The organism is Rhodococcus sp. SORGH_AS_0303, from assembly GCF_030819335.1.
Lineage (GTDB): Bacteria > Actinomycetota > Actinomycetes > Mycobacteriales > Mycobacteriaceae > Rhodococcoides.
In genome coordinates this window covers 2762114-2788943 of sequence record NZ_JAUTBO010000001.1, presented here as the reverse complement: position 1 = coordinate 2788943, position 26830 = coordinate 2762114, and the positions used below count along the sequence as shown (strand labels likewise).

The following is a 26830-nucleotide window of genomic DNA, read 5'->3' as shown; positions in this document are numbered from 1 at the left end:
CTTCCTTACCCCGTTTTCCGTAGCACCAACAGTGACCGTGCTTGCACCTCGACAGCGGTGCCGGCGACGATGACTCGATCGTCGGCTCCGGTGGCCGAGGCGGTGTCGAGCGCGACGGTCCACTCGTCGGCGTACTTGCCGTCCAGTGTGGTGAAGTCGATCGGCTCGTGATGGGCGTTGAAGCACAGGTAGAACGTGTCGTCGACGACCCGGTTGCCCCGGTTGTCGGGCTCGGGGATGTTCTCGCCGTTGAGGAACACCGCCAGCGACTTGCCGAAGCCGCTGTCCCAGTCCTCCTCGGTCATCTCCTCGCCGGTCGGGGTGAGCCACGCGATGTCGCGCGTCTGCTCCGCCTTGCGGATCGGCCGGCCTTCGAAGAAGCGTCGTCGACGGAACACCGGGTGGTCGTTGCGGAGTGCGATCACGCGGGACGTGAACTCGACCAGATCGGCGTTCGTCTCCGCCAGCGACCAGTCCATCCAGGCCAGTTCGGAGTCCTGGCAGTAGACGTTGTTGTTGCCCTGCTGGGTCCGGCCCATCTCGTCGCCGTGCGCGAGCATCGGCGTGCCCTGGCTGAGCATGAGCGTCGCCAGCATGTTGCGGATCTGACGGGCGCGCAGCGACAGCACCTCGGGGTCGTCCGTCGGCCCCTCGACACCGCAGTTCCAGGACCGGTTGTGGCTCTCGCCGTCGTTGTTGTCCTCGCCGTTGGCCTCGTTGTGCTTGTCGTTGTAGGACACCAGATCGTGCATCGTGAAGCCGTCGTGCGCGATGACGAAGTTGATGCTCGCACCGGGGCGGCGACCCGTCGCCTCGTAGAGGTCGGAGGATCCGGTGAGCCGCGACGCGAACTCGCCGAGTGTCGCCGGCTCACCGCGCCAGTAGTCGCGGACGGTGTCGCGGTACATGCCGTTCCACTCGGTCCAGAGACCGGGGAAGTTGCCGACCTGGTAGCCGCCCTCACCGACGTCCCACGGCTCGGCGATCAGCTTGACCTGGCTCACCACCGGGTCCTGCTGGACCAGGTCGAAGAACGCGCTCAGCTTGTCCACGTCGTGCAGTTCGCGGGCCAGGGTCGATGCGAGGTCGAAGCGGAAGCCGTCGACGTGCATCTCGGTGACCCAGTAGCGCAGGGAGTCCATGATCAGCTGCAGGGTGTGCGGGTGACGGACGTTCAGGCTGTTACCCGTGCCCGTGTAGTCCATGTAGAAGTACGGGTCGTCGTCGACCAACCGGTAGTACGCGGCGTTGTCGATGCCGCGGAACGCGATGGTCGGACCCATGTGGTTGCCCTCGGCGGTGTGGTTGTAGACCACGTCGAGGATCACCTCGATGCCGGCTTCGTGGAACGAGCGCACCATCGTCTTGAACTCCGACACGGCCGAACCGGCCATGGGGGAGGACGCGTACTCGTTGTGCGGGGCCATGAAACCGAACGAGTTGTAGCCCCAGTAGTTGCGAAGTCCCTTGTCCACCAATGTCTGATCCTGCATGAACTGATGCACCGGCATCAGTTCGATGGCGGTGACGCCGAGCTTCTCCAGGTGGCTGATCACGGCCGGATGGCCGAGACCGGCGTACGTACCGCGCAGATCCTCCGGGATGTCCGGGTGGGTCATCGTCATGCCCTTGACGTGGGCCTCGTAGATGACGGTCTCGTTGTAGGGGCGACGCGGCGAGCGGTCGTTCTGCCAGTCGAAGAACGGATTGACGACGACCGTCGTCATCGTGTGTCCCAGCGAGTCGTGCTGGGGGAAGTGGTTCTCGGGCTCGGGCTCGGGCTCTGGATCAGGCTCGGGTGCAACGGTTCTGGCAGTCGCGACGTTGGCGCGGGTCGCGTCGACGGTGCGCGATGCGGTGGCCGATCCCGCGGGGCCGGCGACGTGCGCCTCGCCGGGATGCACGGCGTCGTCGCTCTCCTGCGCTGCGGGCACGGGACGTTCGGGGATGTCGATGTCGTAACTGAAGAGCGAGCGGTCACCGTCGAACGATCCGACGAACGCCTTGCCGTAGGGGTCGAGCAGCAGCTTGCTCGCGTCGCACCGCTGTCCCGCTCCGGGATTCCACGGGCCGTGCACGCGGTAGCCGTACCGTTGGCCGGGCTGGACCTGGGGGATGTAGGCGTGCCAGACGTACCCGTCGACCTCTTCGAGGCGGACGCGGGTCTCGTGACCGTCGGCGTCGATGAGGCAGAGATCGACGGCCTCGGCGACCTCGGAGAAGAGCGCGAAATTGGTTCCGGCGCCGTCGTAGGTGGCGCCCAGGGGATACGCGCTGCCGGGCCATACCTGGATCGATGGTTCGTGTGCATGGTCGACGGACATGCTCGGAACCCTATCCCGGCAGCGGCGAAGGACACCTGTCGGCGAGGTCCGTCGCAGGCCGGAGCGTCGGCCGCCCGGGCTCAGCCCAGTCGTGCGATCAGCGCGTGCCCGAGGTCGGTGCCCGATCGCCAGGCGCTCTCGACGCGGGGCGAGCCCTCCGGGCACCACTGATCCCCGGCGAAGCCGACCAGACGGTCTCCGTGCGAGACGATGTCGTGGCTCGCGTCGTGCTGGGAGGCGGGCTTGGCGAAGGTCCAGCGGTGGGCGTGCGTCCAGATCGGAGTGCCGATGCCCGTGAGCGCGGCGACGGCGTCGACGACGGCGGGGATCGCACCGGCGGGATCGTCGAGGTGTCGCCGGGCGCGCTGCGCGGACGTGTGGGCGACCAGGACCGCGGCTCCGTCGCCCCGGCGTGCGCCGTCGCGCGCGAGGAACTCGACGTCCGCGTCGTCGGACACGAAGGCGGCGTCGGGGAAGGGGAGTCCGGCGGCGTCGTCGTCGGTGAGCCCGAGGACCACCGCGACGACGGGGTCGTAGTCGACGGCGTCGGGCACGGTCATCAGGCGGGAGGCCTGCGGGTCGGGCATGGCCAGGACCACGTGTCCGTCGGGCAACGCCCGAGCCTCGGTGGCGTCGACAGGGATGCCGGACAGCAGGTCCTTGACCAGAGATCGCAGGCCCGCCGGCGTTCCCCACCGCGTGGGTCCCGATTTCTGTTCCGGCTCCGCCCCGGCCCGCACCACCGTGAAGGTGTCTGTCCACTCGTGCACGAGACCGCGAGAGGCCCAGTCGGACACGACGTCCCGGAACCCGTCGTCGCGGACGGTGAAGTAGCCGGCGCCCACATCGACTCGGCGTCCGTGCAACTCGGGGGACGACATCCGACCGCCGACGGCGCGGCCCCGGTCACGCAGCACGAACGGGACACCGGCGTCGCGGAGCACGCGAACGCACGCGGCACCGGCGATACCGGCTCCGAGGACGGTGACGGGAGAGGTCGAGGAGGTCACTCGTTCAGCGTACGGACGCGGCTCCGAACGCCGTCGACGAAGAGTTCGAGGCCGAAATCGAACCGAGCGGTGGCATCTCGATCGAGGTCACCGTCGTCGAGGTGTCGATCCGCGGCCAGCGCACCCGCGGACTCCATCTGCAGCCGGGACTGTTCGTCGCTCGTCGCACCCAGCACGTAGTAGAGCAGGGCGTCCGCGGCGTGTCCGGCGTCCTCCGGGGTCAGCCCGGTGGCGCGGAGATCGTCGACGACCGTGGTCCGCACGGGGTGCGTCACCGTGCGGGCGGCCAGGCTGCAGGCGACCACCTCGGCGCCGTCCCGGTGAGCCAGGAGAGCGTCTCGAAGTCCGTGAGCGCGGCCGCGCACGGCGTCCAGCACATCGGAGGTGACGGCAGCGGGCACGGTGTCCAGGCGGCTCAGGATGCGATCGGACACCGCGCCGAGCAGCGCCTGCTTGTTCGCGACGTGCCAGTACAGCGCGCCCGGCGCGACACCGAGCGAGCCTGCCAGTCGGCGCATCGTGAGGTCGGCGAGACCGTAGTCGTCGAGAATGGTCAGTGCGCCGTCGACGACGTCGTCTCTGCGCAACTGCATTCCGCACCTCTCCCGACTCGTGTCGCGGGCCCGTCGGCCACGCAGCGACAGCCTAGGCTGGCCGACGTGAGTGATGTCGACACGACGGGGTTCGCCTCGACCGCACCCGGGATCGGCGATGCGGGTCGGCCGTCGCGCGGCGCGTTCACCCGGCGTTCGATCCGGATCGTGCTCGCGACCGCGGTGGTCGGTGCCGTCCTCGGGATCCTGTGGGCTCTGCTCGCGCCCGTGGAGCACGTCGCCGCCGTCGGTGACGGCCGCGCGATCGTGTTGACCGGCGAGAGCGATCATCGCTTCGACGCACTGGCTCTGTTCCTCTGCGTGACCGCCGCGGCCGGGGTGCTGACCACGGTCGCCGTCTGGGCTCGCGTGGCCGAGCGAGGACCGCGTCTGGTCCTCGACATCGTGGTGGCGTCGGCGCTGGCGTCCGCCGCGGCGATCGGTGCCGGCCTCGCCGTGGGCGCGGTGCGGTATCCGAGTGCCGACGGCGCCCTTCGCGGCGATGTCGTCGCACTCGCCCCCGGTGTCTCGACGTGGCTGGCTCTGCTCGCGCAACCTCTGGCTGCGGCGGTCACGCTCGTTCTCGTCACGGCGCTGTCGCCGTCGGACGATCTGGGTCGGGACGAGTCCCCCGAGGAGTGATCCGTTCGGGTCTCGGACGCCGGATTCGTCTGCTTGAATGAGCGCTCTCAGGGCGGCCCACGACGGGCCGCGGGCGGGGGCCGACCTCTTCGAACGGCGAGGGTCTCCAGGACGTGGCGAACACCATTCGGCGGTGGTTGACCAGACCCGTCGATTACGCGTGGACCGTCCACTACTTCGAGACGAACACCGCGCTCGGCTCGACCCGCGTCCTCATCGGTCTGTCCTGCCTCCTGTTCTCCGTCCTGTACGTCGTCGCCGGACTCGCCCCGCCGACCGCGCCGACGGGAGCAGCACTGACGATCGTGCTCGTGAACGCGGTGGGGACCGCCGGCGTCGGGCTCGCCTGGATCCGCGGACCGTGGCCCTCACGCCGGATGTCGACGGCCTTCGTCGTGTACGCAGACGTCGGACTCTCCGTGGTGCTTCTCTCGCTGTCCGACCCGCTCGCCGTGCTGCCCTGCGCGATCCTGTTCGGCGTCGCGAGCAGTTACGTGGCGACGTTCCACACGCCGCGGGTGTTCGCCGTCCACCATTCCCTCACCGTGGTGGTGTGCGTCGGGTTGTTCGTCCGAGCGATCGGCTCGGAGTCCGTGCTCGGAGCGGCGCGCACCTCGCTCGCCGTCACCTACGGATTGCTCATCGTGATGGTTCTCTTCCTCGCACCGATCTCCATCTACCGCCTGCAGTTCCTGCAACGCGGCGACGTCACCGCCGCGTACGTGGATCCGCTGACCGGCCTGCGCAACCGGCGGGGACTCACCGTCGCGGCGGGCGAACTGCTCGGCACCCGGAACGGTCTCGTCGCGGTGGTCATCGACATCGACCGCTTCAAGTCGATCAACGACCGCTTCGGACACCACCACGGTGACCTCGTCATCCGTCGGACGGCGGACACCATCGACGAGATGTTCCCGTCTCCGTCGATCACGGCCCGCACCGGCGGGGAGGAATTCGCCGTCGTGACCGCGCTGCCGATGGACGAGGTGCTCGACCGGGCGCGGCGGCTGCGCAGCGCCTACACGGCGCGGTCGGACCACGAGTCGAGTCTGAGCATCGGGGTCGCTCGCGAGGAGCGGGTCGTCACCTCGCACGACGTGGAGGTGCTCCTCATCTGTGCCGATCGAGCGATGTATTCCGCCAAGGCGGACGGCGGCGATGCCGTCGTCGGCTACGGCACTCTCACGTAGGTGGTCGGAGCGCGGCGAACTCGTCGGTCACACGTAGTGCGCTGTCCCGGAAGCGGTACAGCGCGGCGGGACGTCCTCCGGACGGGCCCGGGGGAGCGGTGTGGCCGGTGGACTCGATGACGCCCCGCCTGGTGAGCACCCGTTGGAGATTGGTGGTGTCGACCTGGTAACCCAGTGCAGCGCAATAGATGTCGCGCAAGGTCGACAGGCTGAACTCGACGGGCGCGAGCGCGAAGGCGATGTTGGTGTACGACAGTTTGGCCGCCAGTCTCGCGCGGGCGTGCGCCACCATCGTGCCGTGATCGAACGCGGTCTCGGGGAGCGTCGCGACCGGGTGCCACGCGGTGTCGACGGGAAGTCGCGGGTCCCCGACGATGGGGACCAGACCGAGGAACGTCGAGGCGATGCGGCGATCGCCGGGGACGCGCCCGGGATCGGAGAAGACGGACAGCTGCTCGAGGTGGCGTACCTCGCGCACGTCGACCTTCTCCGCCAGCTGACGTCGCGCGGAGTCGGTCAGGTTCTCGTCGTTCCGGAGGAGCCCGCCGGGGAGTGACCAGGTTCCGCGCGCCGGGGCGAGTGCGCGCTGCCACAGCAGCACGCACAGTTCGGCAGGCTCGCGGGGCTGCAGCTCGCGCACCTGGAAGACGACGGACAGCACTTCGTGCACCGGTCGGGTGGCCGGATCGGGGGCACTTCCGGTCGGTCCGTCGGCGGCGGTGCTACGATGAATCACGTTTTCGATCATAAGTCGAAAACCCCGTCGGGTCCATTCCGGCGGATCGGCACCGGCGCACGCGAGCGCTGGACGCACGCGAGGAGCACGACATGGCGATCACCACCACGCGATTCGGCGGGAACTCCGCGGTCTTCGACGGACCGACGGGTTACGCCGGCGTCGATGCCGGCCCGGAGTGGGCCGAGGAGATCCTGCGCCTGGCAGAGGCGAAGAACGCGACGATCCTGGCGCACAACTATCAGCTGCCCGCCATCCAGGACATCGCCCACCACGTCGGCGACTCGCTCGCGCTCTCGCGCATCGCCGCCGAGGCGCAGGAGGAGACCATCGTCTTCTGCGGCGTGCACTTCATGGCCGAGACGGCCAAGATCCTCGCGCCGTCCAAGACGGTCCTCATTCCCGACGAGCGGGCGGGCTGCTCTCTCGCCGACTCCATCGACGCGGCCCAGCTGCGCGAGTGGAAGGCCGAGCACCCGGACGCCGTCGTCGTGTCGTACGTGAACACCACCGCCGAGGTGAAGGGACTGACGGACATCTGCTGCACCTCGTCCAACGCGGTCGAGGTCGTGCAGTCCATCGACCCGGACCGCGAGGTGCTCTTCCTGCCGGACCAGTTCCTCGGGGCCCACGTCCGTCGGCAGACCGGTCGCACCAACATGCACATCTGGGCCGGTGAGTGCCACGTCCACGCCGGCATCAACGGCGACGAGCTCACCGCACGGTCGCAGGCGTACCCCGAGGCCGAGCTCTACGTCCACCCCGAGTGCGGCTGCGCGACGTCCGCGCTCTACCTCGCCGGCGAGGGATTCGTGCCCGAGGACCGCGTCAAGATCCTCTCGACCGGCGGCATGCTCGACGCGGCGCGCACCACGGGTGCGAAGCAGGTTCTCGTCGCCACCGAGATCGGCATGCTGCACCAGCTGCGCAAGGCGGCGCCCGGTGTCGACTTCCAGGCCGTGAACGACCGCGCGTCCTGCCCGTACATGAAGATGATCACCCCCGCGGCGCTGCTCCGGTGCCTCACGGAGGGCAAGGACGAGGTGCACGTCGACGTCGCGACGGCCGAACGCGCACGCGCGTCCGTCGAGCGGATGATCGCCATCGGCTCGCCCGGCGGCGGCGAGTGACCACTGCGGCCACTCCGGGCGCACGTGTCGCTGCCGCTCCGGGCGGAAGTGTCGCTCCGGGCTGGGAGGCCGCGGCCGATCTCGTCGTGGTCGGCGGGGGAGTCGCCGGTCTCGCCGCGGCGATCGAGGCGACCCGGTCCGGGCTGAGCGTGCTGGTGCTGAGCAAGGACGCGGCGGGTACGGCGACGCAGTACGCCCAGGGCGGCATGGCCGTCGCGATCGGCGAGGACATCGAGGCCCACGTGCGCGACACGATCGTCGCGGGCGCCGGTCTGTGCGACGAGGCCGCGGTGCGCTCGATCGTCGGGGCCGGCGCCGACGCCGCTGAGTGTGCTCACCGGCATCGGTGCTCGGTTCGACAGCGGCGCGGACGGCTCCATGGCCCGCACCCGTGAGGGCGGCCACTCGGTCGGCCGCATCGTGCACGCGGGCGGCGACGCCACGGGGCGGGAGATCCAGCGCGCTCTGTCGTCCGCGGCGCCCGCGACGGTCAACGGCGCGACCGTGCTCGACGTCCTGGTCGGCGACCGCGGTGTGGCGGGCGTGCTCGTCTCGCTCTCGCCGGACGATCTCCACGCGAACCTCGGCGTGGTGCACGCACCCGCCGTGCTGATCGCCACCGGTGGCACCGGAATGCTGTACTCGGCCAGCACGAACCCGTCCGGCGCCACGGCCGACGGCCTCGCTCTCGCACTGCGGGCGGGCGCGGACGTGGCGGACGTCGAGTTCGTGCAGTTCCACCCGACCGTGCTGTTCCGCCCCGGCGGCCGCGGGCGGCTCCCGTTGGTCAGCGAGGCGGTCCGCGGTGAGGGCGCGCGTCTCGTCGACGCGGACGGCCGCTCGATCATGGCGGGCGTGCACCCGCTGGGTGATCTCGCTCCCCGCGACGTCGTGTCCCGGGCGATCGCTGCTCGGCTGGCCGAGAGCGGCGCCGATCACGTCTTTCTCGACGCGCGGTCCGTGCCCGACATGGCCCTGCGTTTTCCCACCGTCACCGCGGCCTGCCTCGCTCAGGACGTGGACCCGACGGAGCAGCCGATCCCGGTGGCCCCCGCAGCGCACTATGCATGCGGCGGTGTCGTCACCGACGAGTACGGCCGCACCTGCGTCGCCGGGCTCCACGCCGCGGGCGAGGTGGCCCGCACAGGACTGCACGGAGCGAACCGTCTCGCGTCGAACTCGCTGCTCGAGGGCGTGGTGCTGGGGACCCGAGTGGCTCGCAGCGCCCGAGACCGGGTGTCCGTCCGCTCCCTGACGTCCGGCGATCCGTCTGCGCGACACCGGGCGCCCCGACTCGACAGGGACGTCCTCCAGTCCGCGATGACCCGTCACGTCGGCGTCGTCCGCGACGACACGGGTCTGCGCGAGGCAGCGGCGATCGTGGGAGCCGCTGTCCCGCGCGAGCTCACGTCGACCCACGACGTCGAGGACGCCGCACTGACACTGCTGGCGTCCGCGACCGCCTCGGCAGCTCTCGCCCGCACCGAGACGCGGGGTGCGCACACCCGCGCCGATCACCCCCGGTCCGACGACGCACAGCGCCGCAGCACCGTCTTCCGGCTGGCCGACGACGGCAGCCTCGCGATCGTGCGGAATGCCCGCAGCGCCGACCAGGTCGGCCCGATAGGAGTCTCATGACCACACCCGCCGCTGCTCTCGACCCCGTCGATCGGGACGAGATCCTCCTCGTCGTGCGCCGCGCGCTGGAGGAGGACCTCCGATACGGGCCCGATGTGACGAGCCTCGCCACGGTGCCCGAGGGCGCGCGCACCCGCGCCGCGGTCGTCTCGCGGGCACACGGCGTCGTGGCGGGCCTCGACGCCGCGCTGGCGGTGCTCGACGAGGTGATCGGCGACCACGTCGTGCTCTCCCGGATCGCCGACGGCACCCGGGTCGAGCCGGGTGACGTGGTGCTGTCGGTGGAGGCACCGACCAGGGCCCTGCTCACCGCGGAGCGGACGATGCTCAACATTCTCTGCCACCTGTCCGGCATCGCGACCGCGACCGCGGCGTGGGTCGACGCGGTGTCCGGCACGGGATGCGTCGTACGGGACAGTCGCAAGACCTTGCCCGGGCTACGTGCACTGCAGAAGTACGCCGTGCGTGCCGGCGGCGGGCAGAACCACCGCATGGGCCTCGGCGACGCGGCACTGATCAAGGACAACCACGTGGTCGCCGCGGGCTCGGTGGTGGCGGCTCTGCGCGCCGTCCGAGCCGCGGCGCCGGACATCGCGTGCGAGGTCGAGGTGGACACTCTCGAGCAGCTCGACGACGTGCTGGCCGAGGGCGTCGACCTGGTGCTGCTCGACAACTTCCCGCTGTGGCAGACGCAGATGGCGGTGCAACGTAGGGATCGAGCAGCTCCCGCGACGAAGCTCGAATCGTCCGGCGGGCTGTCCCTGGACTCGGCCGCCGAGTACGCGGGCACCGGTGTGGACTTCCTCGCGGTCGGCGCGCTCACCCACTCCGTGACGGTGCTCGACCTGGGGCTCGACTTCGAGTGACGTTTCGCGTGAGCGGGATCCGGGCACAGGACCGCACATGACATCTGTGAGCACTGTGGACCGCGGCGATCGGGTCATCGCCCGCCGCGTGACCGTGAACGCCCCTGCCGACGACCTCTTCGCTCAGGTGGCGGATCCGCACCGGCACGGCGAGCTGGACGGCTCCGGAACGGTGAAGGACACGGTGAAGGGTCCGACGACGCTCTCGCGCGGAGCGAAGTTCTCGGTGGGCATGAAGCAGTTCGGCGTGCCCTACCGCATCACCAGCACCGTCACGGAGTTCACCGATACCGGGGACACCAAGGTGATCGAGTGGCAGCACCCGCTGGGCCACAAGTGGCGCTGGGAGTTCGTCGCGGTGGGCCCCTCGTCCACCGAGGTGACGGAATCGTTCGTCTACGGAACGGCGAAGATCCCGAAGATGCTCGAGGTGACCAAGCAGACGGCACAGAACGCGAACGGCATCACGAAGACGCTGGAGAAGCTGGCAGCCCGCTACTCCTGAGACCATGGTGCGGGCAGGCCGGAGGCCGGTCGGTGGGACCAGCTGGATCGTCCCCCTCGGGGCGCCGGTCGGGGCTCGAGCGATAATCGACGTGCGCCGACCGGCGCGCCCTTGCTCGACCCGAGAGGATCACCCATGACTGCCCGCACCGAGTTGCGACGCGTGGATCTACGCGGCAGCTCTCCGTCCACCGCCGAGCTGCGCGCGGTTCTCCCACGGGGTGGAGTGGACGTGAACTCGGTGCTGCATCTGGTCACCCCGGTGGTCGAGGCGGTGCGTGAGCGCGGCGCCGACGCGGCGCTCGAGTACAGCGAGACGTTCGACCGCGTGCGTCCCGACTCCGTGCGAGTCCCGGCCGCCGAGCTCGAGAAGGCTCTGGACCAGCTCGATCCTGACGTGCGGGCGGCACTCGAGGTGTCCATCGAGCGGTCGCGCATCGTGCACGAGGATCAGCGTCGGTCCGAGACCGTGACCACCGTCGTCCCCGGTGGAACCGTCACCGAGAAGTGGGTCCCGGTCGAGCGAGTCGGACTGTACGTACCGGGCGGCAACGCCGTGTACCCGTCGTCCGTCGTCATGAACGTTGTCCCCGCGCAGGTCGCCGGCGTCGGCAGCCTCGTCGTCGCCTCGCCGCCGCAGGCGGACTACGGCGGCCTCCCGCACCCCACCATCCTGGCGGCGGCAGCGTTGCTCGGCGTGGACGAGGTCTGGGCGGTCGGCGGTGCCCAGGGCGTCGCACTGCTCACCTACGGCGGCGTGGACACCGACGGAGCGCCGCTCGAGCCCGTGGACATGATCACCGGCCCGGGCAACATCTACGTCACCGCGGCGAAGCGGTTGTGCCGTGGAGCGGTGGGCATCGACTCCGAGGCCGGGCCCACCGAGATCGCCATCCTGGCCGACGACACCGCCGACCCGGTGCACGTCGCCGCCGATCTGATCTCGCAGGCCGAACACGACGTGCTGGCGGCGAGCGTGCTCGTCACCACCTCGGTCGCCCTGGCCGACGCCGTCACGCGCGAGGTCGCCGAGCGCACGCTCACCACCAAGCACTCCGAACGCGTCGCGACGGCGCTGTCCGGTGAGCAGTCGGGCATCGTGCTGGTGGACACGCTGGCCGACGGCATCCGCACGGTCGACGCCTACGCCGCGGAGCACCTCGAGATCCAGACCGAGAACGCCTCCGAGGTGGCGGGCCGCATCCGCAGCGCCGGAGCGGTGTTCGTCGGACCGTGGTCGCCGGTGAGCCTCGGCGACTACTGCGCCGGGTCCAACCACGTCCTGCCGACGGCCGGATGCGCCCGTCACTCGTCCGGGTTGTCGGTGCAGACGTTCCTGCGCGGCATCCACATCGTCGACTACTCGCGCGACGCTCTCGACGGCGTCGCGAAGCACGTCGTCGCCCTCGCGAACGCGGAGGATCTGCCGGCGCACGGTGATGCCGTCCGCGTGCGGTTCGAGAGCCGATCGTGACGGCCGCCCCCGGCGCCGGGACCGCACTGTCGGACCTGCCGCTGCGCGACTCGCTCGTCGGGAAGTCTCCGTACGGTGCGCCGCAGCTCGAGGTGCCGGTGCAGCTCAACACCAACGAGAACCCGCACCCACCGTCGGCAGCGCTCGTGGAGGACGTCGCCCGCTCCGTGCGGGAGGCGGCAGCGTCGCTGCACCGTTATCCCGATCGGGACGCCGTCGCACTGCGCACGGATCTCGCCGCGTACGTGGCGGCCCGTACGGGGGTGCCCGTCACCGTCGACAACCTGTGGGCCGCGAACGGATCGAACGAGATCCTGCAGCAACTGCTGCAGGCATTCGGGGGGCCGGGACGCACGGCGCTGGGATTCGTGCCGTCGTACTCGATGCACCCCATCATCTCGGCGGGCACCCAGACCGAGTTCCTCGATCTGCATCGGCGTGACGACTTCTCGCTGGACGTCGACGCGGCCGTGGCCGCGATCGAGTCGATGACGCCGGACGTCGTGTTCGTCACCAGCCCCAACAACCCGACGGGACACAGTCTCTCGCTCGACGACCTCCGGCGTCTCGCTTCCGCGACCACCGGGATCCTCGTCGTCGACGAGGCGTACGGCGAGTTCTCGGCGGCGCCCAGCGCGGTCGACCTCATCGACAAGTTCCCCAGCCGAGTCGTCGTCAGCCGGACCATGAGCAAGGCCTTCGCGTTCGCGGGTGGGCGACTCGGGTACCTGGTGGCCGCTCCGGCTGTCGTGGACGCACTGCTCCTGGTGCGGCTGCCGTACCACCTGTCGGTGCTCACGCAGGCTGCTGCGCGCGCCGCACTGCGCCATGCCGACGACACGCTGGCCTCGGTGGCCGAGCTGGCGGCCGAGCGTGATCGCGTCGTCGCCCGGCTCGCCGTCCTGGGCTACCGAGTGGTGCCCAGCAGCGCCAACTTCGTGCTGTTCGGCCTGTTCGACGATGCGCCCGCGGTGTGGTCGCGGTACCTCGATCAGGGTGTACTCATCCGCGACGTCGGCATCGCGGGGCATCTCCGCGTCACCATCGGCACCGAGGCCGAGAACGATCGGTTCCTCGAGGTCAGCGCCGACCTGTCCGAGGACGTCGTCCACTCGTCCGCCCCCGCCACCTGAACCCCAACAGAGGATCCGACCAGTGAGCAGCATCATGACCCCGAACCGCATCGCGCGCATCGAGCGGACCACCAAGGAGTCGTCCATCACGGTGGAGCTGAATCTCGACGGCACCGGCATCGTCGACGTGTCCACCGGTGTGCCGTTCTTCGACCACATGCTCACCGCGCTCGGGACGCACGCGAGTTTCGACCTCACGGTGCACGCGAAGGGCGACATCGAGATCGAGGCGCATCACACGGTCGAGGACACCGCTATCGTCCTCGGACAGGCGCTGGGCCAGGCACTCGGCGACAAGAAGGGAATTCGCCGTTTCGGTGACGCGTTCATTCCGATGGACGAGACGCTGGCACACGCCTCGGTCGACGTGTCCGGTCGGCCGTACTGCGTGCACACCGGGGAACCGGAGCACATGCTGCACGCGATCATCGGCGGCTACCCGGGAACCCCGTACGCCACGGTGATCAACCGCCACGTCTTCGAATCCATCGCGTCCAACGCGCGTATCGCCCTGCACGTCCGGGTGCTGTACGGACGCGACCAGCACCACGTCACCGAGGCCGAGTTCAAGGCCGTCGCTCGCGCCCTCCGCGCGGCCGTCGAGCCCGATCCGCGGGTCACGGGAGTGCCGTCGACGAAGGGAAGCTTGTGAGCAGCGGGAAGGCCGGAGGCCGGCCGGAGATCGGCGGGAAGGCCGGAGGCCGGCCGGGAAGAGCTGGCAAGTCTGTCGCGTTGCTGGATTACGGTTCGGGGAATCTGCACTCGGCGCAGCGCGCACTCGAACGTGTGGGCGCCGACGTCACGGTGACGTCCGATCACCGCGTCGCGCTGCAGGCCGACGGACTGGTCGTGCCCGGTGTCGGCGCGTTCGGCGCATGCATGGACGGTCTGCTGTCGGTGCGCGGCGACGAGCTCGTCGACAAGCGGCTCGCCGGGGGCCGCCCCGTGCTCGGCATCTGCGTCGGCATGCAGATCATGTTCGACCGCGGCGTCGAGTTCGACGTGCCCGCCACCGGCTGCGGCCAGTGGCCCGGCACCGTGGAGAAGCTGCAGGCCGAGGTGCTCCCGCACATGGGCTGGAACACGGTGCGCCCGGGCGAGGACTCGGTGCTGTTCGCGGGCATGGACCCCGACACGCGCTTCTACTTCGTGCACTCGTACGGCGTGCAGGACTGGGAGATGGCACCGAGCGAGTCGCTTGCCGCTCCGGTTCTCACGTGGGCCGATCACGGCGGCGAGTTCCTCGCGGCGGTGGAGAACGGCCCTCTGTCCGCGACACAGTTCCACCCGGAGAAGTCCGGCGACGCCGGCGCCACGCTGCTCGAGAACTGGCTCCGCACCCTCGGATGAGCGAGCCCCGCGAGTTCTCACTGGGTCGCCACACCGGGCTCGTCCTCGGTGCGGCGACCCTGATGCTCGCTGCGACCACCCTCGTCCTCTGGCTGCTGCAGCCGAGTGGTCCGGTGGGGCTGCTGGTGGTGGCCGTCGGACTCGTCGCCACGGGCGTCTGCGCGTCGCTGGTGGCGAAGGCGTCCGTTCGCCGATCCTTCGGCGAGGAGCCCGACGGGTCCGAGCCGTCCGACTGACGCGCCGCCCTGCCCGGTGTCGCCGCGGATCGTGCCGGTAACCTCGTCGAACGTGAGCCTGGTACTTCTCCCCGCAGTCGATGTCGCCGATGGTCAAGCTGTTCGTCTCGTGCAGGGAGAGGCAGGCAGCGAGACCGCCTACGGCTCTCCGCGCGACGCCGCGCTGGCCTGGCAGAACGACGGCGCCGAGTGGGTGCATCTGGTAGATCTGGACGCCGCCTTCGGCCGCGGTTCGAACCGCGACCTCCTCGCGAGCGTGGTGGGGGAACTCGACGTGAAGGTCGAGCTGTCCGGTGGCATCCGCGACGACGAGAGCCTGCGGGCAGCGCTCGCGACGGGCTGCGCGCGCGTCAACCTCGGCACCGCCGCACTCGAGGATCCGGAGTGGTGCCGCCGCGCCATCGGTGAGTACGGCGATCGTGTCGCCGTGGGACTGGACGTGCGCATCGTCGACGGTGAGCACCGCCTGCGCGGTCGCGGCTGGGTGAGTGACGGCGGCGATCTGTGGGAGGTGCTGGAGCGGCTCGACCGCGACGGGTGCTCGCGATACGTGGTCACCGACGTCACGCGGGACGGCACTCTGACCGGCCCCAATCTCGAACTGCTCGAACAGGTCTGCGCTGTCACCGACGCGCCGGTCATCGCGTCCGGCGGAGTGTCCACCGTCGCGGATCTGGTCGCCATCGCCACGCTGACCGACAAGGGCGTCGAGGGTTCCATCGTCGGCAAGGCCCTCTACGCCGGCCGCTTCACGCTGCCGGAGGCCCTCGCCGCCGTCGCGGACAGCGCATCGTCGGCGACGTGACCGCCGTGGACCTGGACGCTCTCGCGGCCACCGCGCGCACCCTGCTCGACGGCACCCACGAGCGGTTCGTCGCGGGCACCGGCGCGCCCAGCGCCGTGGCCAAGGGGCCGGACGACTTCGCCACCGCGGTCGACCTCGAGCTCGAACGTCGGCTGGTCGAGGAACTGCAGGAGCAGACCCAGATCCCCGTGCACGGCGAGGAGTTCGGCGGGCCACCCGTCGAGTCCGGCACCGTGTGGGTGCTCGATCCGATCGACGGGACCTTCAACTACTCGTTCGGGCTGCCCACGGCGGGCACCCTGCTGTCGCTGCTCGTCGACGGGCGCCCGGTCATCGGTCTGACGTGGCTTCCGCTGATCGGCCAACGCTTCTGGGCGGTGGAGGGCGGACCCGTGCACCGGGACGGGGAGGCGCTCCCCGCGCTGCCCACCTCCGCACTCGCCTCCTCCATCGTCGGATTCGGTGCGTTCAACATCGACAGCCGCGGCCGGTTGCCCGGCGCTTATCGGGTACAGGTGCTCTCGGACATCAGCCGCGTCTCGTCTCGCATCCGGATGCACGGGTCGACCGGACTGGACCTCGCGTACACCGCGGCGGGAACACTCGGTGCGTCGATCGTGTTCGGCCACCATGCGTGGGACAACGCCGCCGGAGCGATGCTGGTCCGCGCCGCCGGCGGAATCGTCACCGATCTGGCGGGGGAGCCGTGGACGGTGACCTCGACGTCGGTGCTCGCCGCAGCCCCCGGCGTGCACGAGGAACTGCTGCAGGTGCTCGCCGGAGTCGGCGAGCCGTCCACGTACACACCGACATCGCGCGCGCGGGAAGGAGTCCGGAGATGAGTGTCGCCGTACGCGTCATCCCGTGCCTGGACGTCGATGCCGGTCGCGTCGTCAAGGGTGTCAACTTCGCCGATCTGCGCGATGCGGGTGACCCGGTCGAGCTCGCCGCGAAGTACGACGCCGAAGGTGCCGACGAGCTGACTTTCCTCGACGTCACCGCGTCGTCCGGTGGTCGCGCCACGATGCTCGACGTGGTGACCCGCACCGCGGAGCAGGTGTTCATTCCGCTCACCGTGGGCGGCGGTGTCCGCACCGTGCAGGACGTGGACACGCTCCTGCGAGCGGGCGCCGACAAGGTGTCCGTCAACACGGCAGCGCTCGCGCGACCGGAGTTGTTGCGCGAGTTGAGCTCTCGATTCGGATCGCAGTGCATCGTGCTGTCGGTCGACGCCCGGACGGTGCCCGAGGGCGAGGCGCCGACGGCGTCCGGTTGGGAGGTGACCACGCACGGCGGCCGCCGCGGTACCGGCGTCGACGCCGTGGAGTGGGCACACCGCGGGGCCGAACTCGGGGTGGGCGAGATCCTGCTCAACTCGATGGACGCGGACGGCACGAAGGCCGGCTTCGACATCGCCATGATCACCGCTGTCCGCGCGGCCGTCCGGGTCCCGGTCATCGCCAGTGGCGGCGCCGGCGCCGTCGAGCACTTCGCGCCCGCCGTGGCCGCGGGTGCCGATGCCGTTCTCGCGGCCAGCGTCTTCCACTTCGGCGAGATGACCATCGGCGACGTCAAGGGCGCTCTGCGCGCGGACGGTGTGGAGGTTCGATGAGCGCCCCCGTTCTCGATCCGGCGATCGCCGACCGTCTCAAGCGCACCGACGACGGACTGGTGTGCGCCGTCGCGCAGGAACGCGGCACCGGTGACGTGCTCATGGTCGCGTGGATGGACGACACGGCCCTGGCCATGACGCTCGCGACGCGCAAGGGCACGTACTGGTCGCGGTCACGGCAGGAGTACTGGGTCAAGGGCGAGTCGTCCGGACACGCACAGTACGTCCACGAGGTCCGCCTCGACTGCGACGGTGACACGATCCTGCTGACGGTCGATCAGACCGGCGGCGCGTGCCACACCGGTGATCACTCGTGCTTCGACGCCGACGTGTTGCTGAGCGAGCCCCCGACCGCGTGAGTACCGGCGGTCAGCCACCGCCGTCGCGGGCGATGCCGGCGTCGAGGTTGGTGACCATGACCTCGGCGAGCGCTCGCATCGTCTCGACCTGCTCGTCGTCCAGCCCGTCGAACACGAGTGACCGCACCGTGGAGACGTGGCCGGGAGCCGTGGCGACCACCTTCGCGTACCCCTCGTCCGTGAGAACGGCGTGGGAGCCGCGGCCGCCGCTGATGCTCTCCCGCCGGGCCCATCCGGCGCGCTCGAGCTTGGTCATCACGTGCGACAGCCGGGACAGCGACGCGTTGGCGAAGTCCGCGAGGTCACGTAGGCGCAGCCGACGATCCGGAGCCTCGGACAGCGTCGCCATCACGAAGTAGTCGAAGTGCGTCAGTCCGGAGTCACGCTGCAACTGGGTGTCCAGCGCGGCGGGCAACCGGGTCACGAAGGCGACCAGCACGCGCCAGGCGTCCTGCTGTGCCGGTGTGAGCCAGCGCATCTCATCCGGCTGCGTCTCGGACGGCGGTGTCGCGGTCATCGGGTGCGCGTTCCTCTCCTCGTGCCGGATCACGACCGACCAGTTCGGTTTCCGACTCGTCGAGTGTCCCACCGCCCGTGCGACCACCGCGTTCGGCACCTCCCGAACCCGGCGGGACGGCACCCGGGAAGATGACACCCATGGATTCGCAGAAGGACCCGGCACCCGGAACCACCACCCGGGAGCAGTTCCGCCAACTGGCCGCCGTCCATCGCGTGGTCCCTGTCGTCCGCAAGGTTCTCGCGGACTCCGAGACTCCGCTGTCGGCGTACCGCAAGCTCGCCGGGGACCGGCCCGGCACGTTCCTGCTCGAATCCGCCGAGAACGGGCGGTCGTGGTCCCGGTGGTCGTTCATCGGTGCGGGCAGCCCCAGTGCGCTCACGGTCGTGGACGGCGAGGCCGCGTGGATGGGGGAGACGCCGGCGGGTGCCCCGTCGGGTGGCCATCCGCTGGACGCACTCGGAGCCACCATCGAGCTGCTCCGCTCCGAACGGTTGCCGGACCTGCCCCCGCTCACCGGCGGGATGGTGGGGTATCTCGGCTACGACGCGGTGCGCCACATCGAGCGACTGCCCGAACTCACCGAGGACGATCTGCAGATCCCCGAGATGGTGATGCTCCTCGCGACCGATCTGGCCGCGGTGGACCACCACGAGGGTGCGATCACCCTCATCGCCAACGCGGTGAACTGGAACGGCACCGACGAGCGGGTCGACGAGGCGTACGACGACGCGGTGGCACGGCTCGACCGCATGACCCTCGCACTGTCGTCCGCCGCGGAGTCCACGGTGGCGTCGTTCTCGCGACCCGAGCCGCAGTTCCGGCGCCAGCGGACCTCCGAGGGGTTCGGCGCCGACGTGCACCGCCTGGTCGAGGAGATCGAGGCGGGCGAGGCGTTCCAGGTGGTGCTGTCCCAGCGTTTCGAGATGGAGACCACCGCGACGCCGCTCGACGTCTATCGCATGCTCCGACGCTCCAATCCCAGCCCGTACATGTACCTGATGCACGTCCCCGGCGCGGACGGCGAGACCGCGTTCTCGATCGTCGGGTCGAGCCCCGAGTCCCTCGTGACGGTCGCCGACGGTGTCGCGACGACGCACCCGATCGCCGGGACCCGGTGGCGCGGCGCCACCGAGGAGGACGACCTCTTGCTCGAGAAGGACCTCCTCGTGGACGAGAAGGAGAACTCCGAGCACCTCATGCTGGTGGACCTCGGACGCAACGATCTCGGGCGGGTCTGCGAGCCGGGCACGGTCAAGGTCACCGAGTACCGCCACGTCGAGCGCTACAGCCACGTCATGCACCTGGTGTCGACGGTGACGGGTCGGCTCGACGAGGGCAGGCACGCACTCGACGCCGTCCGCGCCTGCTTCCCGGCGGGCACGCTGTCGGGCGCTCCCAAGGTGCGGGCGATGGAGCTCATCGAGGAACTCGAACCGACCCGCCGCGGCGTCTACGGCGGCATCGTCGGATACCTCGACTTCGACGGGGACGCCGACACGGCGATCTGCATCCGCTCCGCCCTCATCAAGAACGGCACCGCGTACGTCCAGGCGGGTGCCGGCGTGGTGGCCGACTCGGTCGCCGAGTACGAGGACACCGAGGCGCGCAACAAGGCGATGGCGGTGCTCAGCGCGGTGGCCGCAGCGGAGACGGTGACCACCGTCGGAGGCGCCGAGTGAAACGCGGGGGCGTCGGTCTCGCCGCGCTGCTCCTGGCTCTCGCGGCGCTGGCGCTGTGGGCGTCGTCGCGGATGACCTGGGTCCGGGTCGTCAGCTCGGACGGGCTGGGGGAGCAGCAGACGTCCTCGCTCGTCGGGGGTACGTGGGCCGCGGCGACCACGCCGTTGGCCATCGCGGCCATCGCTGCGGTGGCGGCTCTGTTCGCGATCCGCGGACGGTGGACGGTGCTGCTCGCGGTGCTCGTCGCGCTCGTCGGTGTCGGAGCCGCCGTTCCCGCGGTGCAGTTGATCGTCTCGGGCGTGGATCCGGAGCGCGCCGGCGCGCTGGCGGAACTACCCGGTCGTGCCGAGGTCCTCTCCGCGGAGGCGAGCCGCGCGCCCGCCGCACTCGCGCTCCTGGGCGGTCTGCTCGCGCTGGCCGCCGCCGTCGTGGTCGCGCGCACGTCCCGCTCCAAGGCCGGCCTGTCGGCCCGGTACGACAGTCCCGCGGTGCGCCGTGAGCGCGCCGAACAGGACGTTCGGTCTGCCGCCGTGGACGCCGACGAGGAACCGAGCGAGCGGGCCATCTGGGACGCGCTGGACTCCGGTGCCGACCCGACCGTGACCGACGACGCCACCGGTGTCGACGACCGACCCCGCGGCGGTGAGACCCGCTAGTCGGTGGTGTTACTCCGGCCTCTACTCTGAGCGCACCGGATGAGCAGCGCCACACATCCACTGCGATGTCGAGCAGACATTCACCACTCTGGCGGAAGGACGCGGGGGACACCGATGACCGTTCTCGATTCGATCCTCGACGGTGTACGGGCCGACACGCAGGCCCGTGAATCCGTGGTGGACTTCGCCTCCGTCAAGAAGGCCGCCGCCGCCGCGCGGCCGGCTCTCGACGCCGCCGCCGCGCTCATCGAGCCGGGCATCGCCGTCATCGCAGAGGTCAAGCGCGCCAGCCCTTCCAAGGGTGCGCTGGCCGACATTCCGGACCCCGCCGTGCTCGCGGGTGCCTACGAGTCGGGCGGAGCGCGCGTCATCAGCGTGCTCACCGAGGAGCGCCGCTTCCGCGGATCGCTGGACGATCTCGACGCCGTGCGTCGCGCCGTCGAGATCCCCGTGCTGCGCAAGGACTTCATCGTCGGGCCTTACCAGATCCACGAGGCTCGCGCCCACGGCGCCGACATGATCCTGCTGATCGTCGCGGCTCTGGAGCAGGACGCCCTCGCGTCCCTGCTCGACCGCACCGAGTCGCTCGGCATGACCCCGCTGGTCGAGGTGCACACCGAGGAGGAAGCGGACCGCGCGCTCGAGGCCGGCGCCAAGGTCATCGGCGTCAACGCCCGCAACCTCAAGACACTCGACGTCGACCCGGACACCTTCTCCCGCATCGCGCCCGGCCTGCCGTCGGACATCATCCGGGTCGCCGAGTCCGGCGTCCGCGGCACCGCCGATCTCCTGGCCTACGCCGGAGCGGGTGCCGACGCGGTTCTCGTCGGTGAGGGACTGGTCACCAGCGGCGACCCGCGGTCCGCGGTGCGTGACCTGGTCGCGGCCGGAACGCACCCCTCCTGCCCGAAGCCTGCGCGCTGATTTCAGGCTCCACCCGGCTCGTCGTCCCGGTGTGTCATCGGGCAGACTCGACACCGTGACTACCAGCTATCTTCCGAACTCGAGCGACGGCATCACCGATCGCACCGATCACGACCCCGACCTCGGCGGACACTTCGGTAAGTACGGCGGCCGCTACGTGCCCGAGGCGCTCATGGGCGTCATCGAGGAAGTCACCACCGAGTACGCCAAGGCGCGCGGAGATCGAGACTTCCTCGACCAGCTCGATCGTCTGCAGCGCGACTACACCGGTCGCCCGTCGCCGATCTTCGAGGCGGCGAATCTGTCGAAGCAGGCCGGTGGGGCCCGCATCTTCCTCAAGCGCGAGGACCTCAACCACACCGGTTCGCACAAGATCAACAATGTGCTGGGCCAGGTGCTGCTCGCCAAGCGGATGGGCAAGACCCGCGTCATCGCCGAGACCGGCGCCGGCCAGCACGGCGTCGCCACGGCCACGGCCTGTGCGCTGCTCGGCCTCGAGTGCCTCGTCTACATGGGCGAGGTGGACACCGAGCGTCAGGCCCTCAACGTCGCCCGGATGAAGCTCCTCGGTTCCGACGTCGTCGCGGTGACGTCCGGCTCGCGCACACTCAAGGACGCCATCAACGAGGCGCTGCGCGACTGGGTGACCAACGCGGACGAGACCTACTACTGCTTCGGCACCGTCGCCGGACCGCACCCGTTCCCCATGATGGTCCGCGATTTCCAGCGCATCATCGGCATGGAGGCACGCGCGCAGATGCTGCACGATCACGGCCGGCTTCCCGACGCCATCGCCGCGTGCGTCGGCGGCGGGTCGAACGCCATCGGCATCTTCCACGCCTTCATCGACGACGCGGACGTCCGGCTGATCGGGTACGAGGCAGCCGGCGACGGCATCGAGACGGGTCGCCACGCCGCGACCATCGGTGCGGGCTCGCCCGGCGCCCTCCACGGCGCCTTCTCGTACCTGCTGCAGGACGAGGACGGTCAGACCATCGACTCGCACTCCATCTCCGCCGGGCTCGACTACCCGGGCGTCGGACCGGAGCACTCGTACCTCAACGACATCGGGCGAGCCGAGTACCGACCCATCACCGACACGGAGGCCATGGAGGCCTTCACTCTGCTGTGCAAGACCGAGGGCATCATCCCGGCGATCGAGTCCGCGCACGCCATCGCGGGTGCCGTGAAGCTCGGCCGTGAACTCGGTGACGGCGCCATGATCCTGGTCAACCTCTCCGGTCGCGGAGACAAGGACGTCGACACCGCCGCGAAGTGGTTCGGCATCCTGGACGAGAAGGGCAACGTGACGTGAGCACCCCCACCCCCATCCCGGTGCACTCCGGTCCGTCGCGGTTGGGCCCGGTCTTCGACCACACCCGCGGTGAGCACCGCGCGGCCCTCGTCGGCTACCTGCCCGCCGGGTTCCCGACGGTGCCCGAGTCGATCGACGCCGTGCGCGCGCTCGTCGACAGCGGCTGCGACATCATCGAGGTCGGCGTCCCGTACTCCGATCCCGTCATGGACGGCCCCACCATCGCGGCCGCCGCAGGGCGCGCCCTGGCCAACGGCGCCCGCGTCCGCGACGTCTTCACCGTGGTCGAGGCCATCGCCGACGCCGGTGGCAAGGCCGTCGTCATGACGTACTGGAACCCGGTCATGAAGTACGGCGTGACCGAGTTCGCCGCGAATCTCGCGTCGGCGGGCGGCCTCGGCATGATCACGCCGGACCTGATCCCCGACGAGGCCGGCGACTGGCTCGGCGCCTCCGAGGAGCACGGGCTCGATCGCATCTTCCTCGTCGCACCGTCGTCGACGGAGGAGCGTCTCTCGCGCACCGTGCAGTCGAGCAGCGGTTTCGTCTACGCCGCGTCGACCATGGGCGTGACGGGTGCCCGCGATGCGGTGTCCTCTGCCGCGCCCGCACTGGTGTCCCGCATCCGCGTGCACTCCGACATCCCCATCGGCATCGGCCTCGGGGTGCGTTCCGGTGCCCAGGCCGCGGAGATCGCCGCGTACGCCGACGCCGTCATCGTCGGATCCGCGCTCGTCTCCGCCGTCGACCAGGGTGTCGGCGCCGTTTCCGCGCTCACCGCAGAACTCGCCGAGGGCGTGCGGTCGGCGAAGGCCGCGTCGTGATGCTCGCGGCGAACACCGCCGTGCTCGCCTACATCCCCAGTCCGCCGCAGGGCGTCTGGTACGTCGGGCCGCTCGCACTGCGGGCGTACGCCTTCTTCATCATCGTCGGCATCGTCGTCGCGATCGTGTGGGGTGACCGCCGCTGGGTCGCCCGCGGCGGCGACAAGGGGACCGTCCTCGACGTCGCCGTGTGGGCCGTGCCGTTCGGTCTCATCGGCGGTCGGCTCTACCACGTCATCACCGACGCGCCGACGTACTTCGGCGAGGGTGGCAATCCGATCGACGCCCTCAAGATCTGGCAGGGCGGTCTCGGCATCTGGGGCGCCGTCTTCCTGGGTGGTGTCGGCGCGTGGATCGCCTGCAGGCGACGCGGGATACCGCTCCCGGCCTTCGGCGACGCCGTCGCGCCGGGCATCCTCCTCGCGCAGGCCATCGGCCGCATCGGCAACTACTTCAACCAGGAGCTCTACGGACGCGACACCACCCTGCCGTGGGGCCTCGAGATCTACGAACGCGTCGACGCCAACGGTCGGGTCGACTCCCTCGCCGGCGTCTCCACCGGAATCGTCGAGCGGGTCGTGCATCCGACGTTCCTGTACGAACTGTTGTGGAACGTCGTTGTCGTCGTGCTCCTGGTGCTGGTCGACCGTCGCTTCCGCCTCGGACACGGCCGCATCTTCGCCCTGTACGTCGCGGGCTACTGCGCCGGACGCTTCGTCATCGAGCTGATGCGCAGCGACTTCGCGACGCTGATCGGCGGCATCCGCGTCAACTCGTTCACCTCCGGCATCGTCTTCCTGCTCGCGCTGGCGTACGTCGTCCTCGCGCCCAAGGGTCGTGAGGAACCGGCCACGCTGCGCACCCGGACCGACGAGGTCGAGCCTGACGGCGAGGTGACGGACGAGGCGGACGCCGATGCTCCGGCGAAGGACGAGGACCGATCCACCGACGAGGTGACCACCCCGACGACGAGTGAGGACGAGGGACGTGACCGATCCGGACAAGCCTGACCTGACGAAGAAGTCGACCGGCTCGGACCCCGTGGGGTCCGACGACGTCACCGGGAGCACTCCCGGTCCGGGGTGGAACACCAACGCCAGTTTCGGCGAGGGTCCGGGTTCCGGCGCCTACCCGTCCTACCCGTCGCCCGGGACGTACCCCGAACCGTCGGCCGGTGACACGGCTGCCTTCGGCTACCCGGTCGGCGAGTACGGCTCCTGGAATCGTGAGCCCGAGTCGACGGACTGGTCCGCACGGCCGGCCGCGGACACCCCGTACGCCCAGCCCCAGTACGGTCAGCCCCAGTACGCCCAGCCGCAGTACGCCCAGCCGCAGTACGGGCAGCCCCAGTACGGTCAGCAGCCGCAGTACGGGCAGCCACCGTTCGCGGGCGGCCACGGCGTCGATCCGATGGCGCCGTTCGGTCGAGACATGGGGACGGGTGAACCGTTCGGCGACAAGTCGAAGGTGACGGCAGGCGTTCTCCAGTTGGCCCCGCTGCTCTTCGGTCTGCCGCTCGGCATCGGCCGGTTCTACATCGGCTCGACGGTGCTCGGCGTCGCGCAGCTCGTGTCGTTCATCGTGAGCGTCCTGCTGACCGTGACGATCATCGGCGCGTTGATCGGTATCCCGCTCTACGCGGCCGTCTGGCTGTGGTGCCTCGCCGACGGCATCGTGATGCTCGTGAGCAAGGTCCGCGACGGGAACGGCCGACTTCTCAAACCCTGAACGACCTCCCGGTTAACTACTGGCCAGTAGCCCAATTGTCAGGACATAGAGCGGCGTCGTCGATAGGAATCGGGTCCGGCGGGGACTAGGCTTGCGCCCGTGACCCGACGGACGAAGATCGTATGCACCCTGGGACCGGCGACTGCCACCGACGAGAGAATCAAGGAACTCGTCGAGAGCGGAATGGATGTGGCTCGGCTGAATTTCAGCCACGGCGACTACCCCGACCACGAGGCGAACTACAAGCGGGTGCGTGCGGCGTCGAACGCCACCGGGAAGGCCGTGGGCATCCTCGCCGACCTGCAGGGTCCGAAGATCCGGCTCGGCCGGTTCAAGGAGGGCAAGACCACCTGGGCCAACGGTGAGCTGATCCGCATCACGGTCGAGGAGTGCGAGGGCACCCACGATCGGGTCTCCACGACCTACAAGGAACTCGCGCAGGACGCCAAGGAAGGCGATCGCCTCCTCGTCGACGACGGCAAGGTCGGTCTGGTCGTCACCGGTGTCGAGGGCAACGACGTCCTCTGCCGCGTGACCGAGGGCGGCCCCGTCAGCAACAACAAGGGCGTGTCCCTCCCCGGCATGGACGTGTCGGTTCCCGCCATGTCGGACAAGGACACCGAGGATCTCGAGTTCGCTCTGGCCCTGGGAGTCGACTTCATCGCACTGTCGTTCGTGCGGTCGCCGGCCGACGTCGAGCTGGTGCACGCGATCATGGACCGGGTGGGCCGCCGGGTCCCCGTCATCGCCAAGATCGAGAAGCCGGAAGCGGTCGACAACCTCGAGGCCATCGTCCTCGCGTTCGACGCGGTGATGGTCGCGCGTGGTGACCTCGGTGTCGAGCTCCCGCTCGAGCAGGTGCCGCTGGTGCAGAAGCGCGCCATCCAGATCGCGCGCGCCAACGCCAAGCCTGTCATCGTCGCCACGCAGATGCTCGAGTCGATGATCGAGAACTCGCGTCCCACCCGCGCGGAGGCGTCCGACGTCGCGAACGCGGTGCTCGACGGCACCGACGCCGTCATGCTGTCCGGCGAGACCTCCGTCGGCAAGTTCGTCATGGAGACGGTGCGCACGATGGCACGCATCGTGGAGACCGTCGAGATGGAGGGCGACGCGGTTCCGGCGCTCACCCACACTCCGCGCACCAAGCGCGGCGTCATCTCCTACGCGGCTCGCGACATCGGAGAGCGGCTCGACGCACGCGCTCTCGTCGCCTTCACGCAGTCCGGTGACACCGTGCGGCGCATGGCGCGTCTGCATTCGCGGCTGCCGCTGCTGGCCTTCACGTCCATCCCCGAGGTGCGCAGTCAGCTCGCTCTGACCTGGGGCACCGAGACGTTCCTGGTGCCGTTCGTCGACACCACCGACGGCATGGTGCGTGAGGTCGACAAGTCGTTGCTCGAGCTCGACCGTTATCACCGCGGCGACCAGGTCGTGATCGTCGCCGGTGCGCCTCCCGGCACTGTAGGCTCCACCAACTTGATCCACGTGCACCGAATCGGAGAAGAGGACCGGTAAGTGACCGAACTGGGGGGAACGGTCGACAGACCGGAATCGGCGCGTCGGGGGGACGCGCCGTTCG

At 70.0% G+C, this 26830-nt stretch carries 27 protein-coding genes and 1 pseudogene; 23 read left to right on the top strand and 5 right to left on the bottom strand.

Translation table 11 applies throughout. The features are described 5' to 3' along the window. Positions 1–5: 5 nt before the first annotated feature. From glgX to QE449_RS13110, 3 genes are all read right to left on the bottom strand, one after another. On the bottom strand, positions 6–2324 hold the full coding sequence (gene glgX, locus QE449_RS13120) for a glycogen debranching protein GlgX (protein ID WP_307108929.1): 2319 nt from the start codon (positions 2322–2324) through the stop codon (positions 6–8). An 80-nt stretch (positions 2325–2404) separates the two neighbouring features. Continuing rightward, the gene (locus QE449_RS13115) at positions 2405–3334 is read right to left on the bottom strand and encodes an NAD(P)/FAD-dependent oxidoreductase (protein ID WP_307108928.1); all 930 of its coding nucleotides are present in this window, start codon (positions 3332–3334) and stop codon (positions 2405–2407) included. Continuing rightward, positions 3331–3927 (bottom strand): TetR/AcrR family transcriptional regulator C-terminal domain-containing protein, encoded by a 597-nt coding sequence (locus QE449_RS13110; RefSeq protein WP_307108927.1) that lies wholly within the window; start codon positions 3925–3927, stop codon positions 3331–3333. The genes QE449_RS13115 and QE449_RS13110 overlap by 4 nt, the downstream gene beginning before the upstream one ends. 66 nt (positions 3928–3993) lie before the next feature. Here QE449_RS13110 and QE449_RS13105 point away from each other — a divergent pair, with 66 nt between their 5' ends. Next, positions 3994–4569, top strand: a complete 576-nt coding sequence (locus QE449_RS13105) for a DUF2567 domain-containing protein (protein ID WP_222647060.1) — start codon at positions 3994–3996, stop codon at positions 4567–4569. 113 nt (positions 4570–4682) lie between these two features. Further along, positions 4683–5759, top strand: a complete 1077-nt coding sequence (locus tag QE449_RS13100) for a GGDEF domain-containing protein (protein ID WP_307093221.1) — start codon at positions 4683–4685, stop codon at positions 5757–5759. Here the strand turns inward: QE449_RS13100 and QE449_RS13095 are convergent. Continuing rightward, a complete protein-coding gene (locus QE449_RS13095; RefSeq protein WP_222628480.1) occupies positions 5752–6420 on the bottom strand; it encodes an NUDIX domain-containing protein in 669 nt (222 codons plus the stop codon). The genes QE449_RS13100 and QE449_RS13095 overlap by 8 nt on opposite strands. Positions 6421–6587: 167 nt before the next feature. On the opposite strand from QE449_RS13095, the gene nadA reads away from it, so the two are divergent. The 13 genes and pseudogenes from nadA (at position 6588) to hisI (ending at position 17602) form a co-directional block, all read left to right on the top strand. Beyond that, positions 6588–7625, top strand: a complete 1038-nt coding sequence (nadA, locus tag QE449_RS13090) for a quinolinate synthase NadA (RefSeq protein ID WP_056447901.1) — start codon at positions 6588–6590, stop codon at positions 7623–7625. An 86-nt stretch (positions 7626–7711) separates the two neighbouring features. After that, a pseudogene (locus QE449_RS13085) lies at positions 7712–9263 on the top strand (L-aspartate oxidase). Beyond that, complete coding sequence (gene nadC, locus QE449_RS13080; RefSeq protein WP_056447907.1) at positions 9260–10129, top strand: carboxylating nicotinate-nucleotide diphosphorylase; 870 nt, start codon at positions 9260–9262, stop codon at positions 10127–10129. Before QE449_RS13085 ends, nadC begins: the two are co-directional and overlap by 4 nt. Before the next feature lie 37 nt (positions 10130–10166). After that, complete coding sequence (locus QE449_RS13075; RefSeq protein WP_027506797.1) at positions 10167–10634, top strand: SRPBCC family protein; 468 nt, start codon at positions 10167–10169, stop codon at positions 10632–10634. Positions 10635–10769: 135 nt separating this feature from the next. Further along, the gene (hisD, locus tag QE449_RS13070; RefSeq protein ID WP_222650455.1) at positions 10770–12107 is read left to right on the top strand and encodes a histidinol dehydrogenase; all 1338 of its coding nucleotides are present in this window, start codon (positions 10770–10772) and stop codon (positions 12105–12107) included. Continuing rightward, positions 12104–13240: a histidinol-phosphate transaminase gene (locus QE449_RS13065; protein ID WP_307108926.1), complete on the top strand. Its 1137-nt coding sequence runs from the start codon at positions 12104–12106 to the stop codon at positions 13238–13240. The genes hisD and QE449_RS13065 overlap by 4 nt, the downstream gene beginning before the upstream one ends. A 34-nt stretch (positions 13241–13274) precedes the next feature. After that, positions 13275–13892, top strand: a complete 618-nt coding sequence (gene hisB, locus QE449_RS13060; protein WP_307097488.1) for an imidazoleglycerol-phosphate dehydratase HisB — start codon at positions 13275–13277, stop codon at positions 13890–13892. Positions 13893–13972: 80 nt separating this feature from the next. Next, the gene (gene hisH / locus QE449_RS13055) at positions 13973–14590 is read left to right on the top strand and encodes an imidazole glycerol phosphate synthase subunit HisH (protein ID WP_261776191.1); all 618 of its coding nucleotides are present in this window, start codon (positions 13973–13975) and stop codon (positions 14588–14590) included. Further along, positions 14587–14826: a hypothetical protein gene (locus QE449_RS13050; protein ID WP_027506792.1), complete on the top strand. Its 240-nt coding sequence runs from the start codon at positions 14587–14589 to the stop codon at positions 14824–14826. The genes hisH and QE449_RS13050 overlap by 4 nt, the downstream gene beginning before the upstream one ends. Before the next feature lie 52 nt (positions 14827–14878). Beyond that, positions 14879–15631 carry a bifunctional 1-(5-phosphoribosyl)-5-((5-phosphoribosylamino)methylideneamino)imidazole-4-carboxamide isomerase/phosphoribosylanthranilate isomerase PriA gene (gene priA / locus QE449_RS13045; protein WP_037186668.1) on the top strand — a complete coding sequence of 251 codons (753 nt, stop codon included), beginning with the start codon at positions 14879–14881 and terminating at the stop codon, positions 15629–15631. After that, positions 15628–16473 carry an inositol monophosphatase family protein gene (locus tag QE449_RS13040; protein WP_307093208.1) on the top strand — a complete coding sequence of 282 codons (846 nt, stop codon included), beginning with the start codon at positions 15628–15630 and terminating at the stop codon, positions 16471–16473. Before priA ends, QE449_RS13040 begins: the two co-directional genes overlap by 4 nt. Then, positions 16470–17243, top strand: coding sequence for an imidazole glycerol phosphate synthase subunit HisF (hisF, locus tag QE449_RS13035; protein WP_027506789.1), 774 nt, complete (start codon positions 16470–16472; stop codon positions 17241–17243). Before QE449_RS13040 ends, hisF begins: the two co-directional genes overlap by 4 nt. Further along, complete coding sequence (hisI, locus tag QE449_RS13030) at positions 17240–17602, top strand: phosphoribosyl-AMP cyclohydrolase (RefSeq protein WP_056447928.1); 363 nt, start codon at positions 17240–17242, stop codon at positions 17600–17602. The genes hisF and hisI overlap by 4 nt, the downstream gene beginning before the upstream one ends. A 10-nt stretch (positions 17603–17612) precedes the next feature. Here the strand turns inward: hisI and QE449_RS13025 are convergent, their stop codons facing one another. Continuing rightward, positions 17613–18119 carry a MarR family winged helix-turn-helix transcriptional regulator gene (locus QE449_RS13025; RefSeq protein ID WP_307093205.1) on the bottom strand — a complete coding sequence of 169 codons (507 nt, stop codon included), beginning with the start codon at positions 18117–18119 and terminating at the stop codon, positions 17613–17615. A gap of 140 nt (positions 18120–18259) precedes the next feature. On the opposite strand from QE449_RS13025, the gene QE449_RS13020 reads away from it, so the two are divergent. The 8 genes from QE449_RS13020 to pyk all read left to right on the top strand — a co-directional run bounded on the left by QE449_RS13020 (position 18260) and on the right by pyk (position 26766). Beyond that, positions 18260–19801, top strand: a complete 1542-nt coding sequence (locus tag QE449_RS13020) for an anthranilate synthase component I (protein WP_307108925.1) — start codon at positions 18260–18262, stop codon at positions 19799–19801. After that, positions 19798–20457, top strand: a complete 660-nt coding sequence (locus QE449_RS13015) for a TIGR02234 family membrane protein (protein WP_222627037.1) — start codon at positions 19798–19800, stop codon at positions 20455–20457. The genes QE449_RS13020 and QE449_RS13015 overlap by 4 nt, the downstream gene beginning before the upstream one ends. 114 nt (positions 20458–20571) lie before the next feature. Continuing rightward, positions 20572–21381, top strand: coding sequence for an indole-3-glycerol phosphate synthase TrpC (trpC, locus tag QE449_RS13010; protein WP_027506784.1), 810 nt, complete (start codon positions 20572–20574; stop codon positions 21379–21381). Between the two features lie 55 nt (positions 21382–21436). Then, positions 21437–22696 (top strand): tryptophan synthase subunit beta, encoded by a 1260-nt coding sequence (gene trpB / locus QE449_RS13005; RefSeq protein ID WP_373428295.1) that lies wholly within the window; start codon positions 21437–21439, stop codon positions 22694–22696. Between the two features lie 20 nt (positions 22697–22716). Further along, a complete protein-coding gene (trpA, locus tag QE449_RS13000; protein ID WP_056448083.1) occupies positions 22717–23520 on the top strand; it encodes a tryptophan synthase subunit alpha in 804 nt (267 codons plus the stop codon). Beyond that, positions 23520–24530: a prolipoprotein diacylglyceryl transferase gene (gene lgt, locus QE449_RS12995; RefSeq protein WP_056448086.1), complete on the top strand. Its 1011-nt coding sequence runs from the start codon at positions 23520–23522 to the stop codon at positions 24528–24530. The genes trpA and lgt overlap by 1 nt, the downstream gene beginning before the upstream one ends. Next, positions 24508–25248, top strand: coding sequence for a TM2 domain-containing protein (locus QE449_RS12990; RefSeq protein WP_307093200.1), 741 nt, complete (start codon positions 24508–24510; stop codon positions 25246–25248). The genes lgt and QE449_RS12990 overlap by 23 nt, the downstream gene beginning before the upstream one ends. 99 nt (positions 25249–25347) lie before the next feature. Continuing rightward, complete coding sequence (pyk, locus tag QE449_RS12985; protein WP_027506780.1) at positions 25348–26766, top strand: pyruvate kinase; 1419 nt, start codon at positions 25348–25350, stop codon at positions 26764–26766. Positions 26767–26830 lie beyond the last annotated feature (64 nt).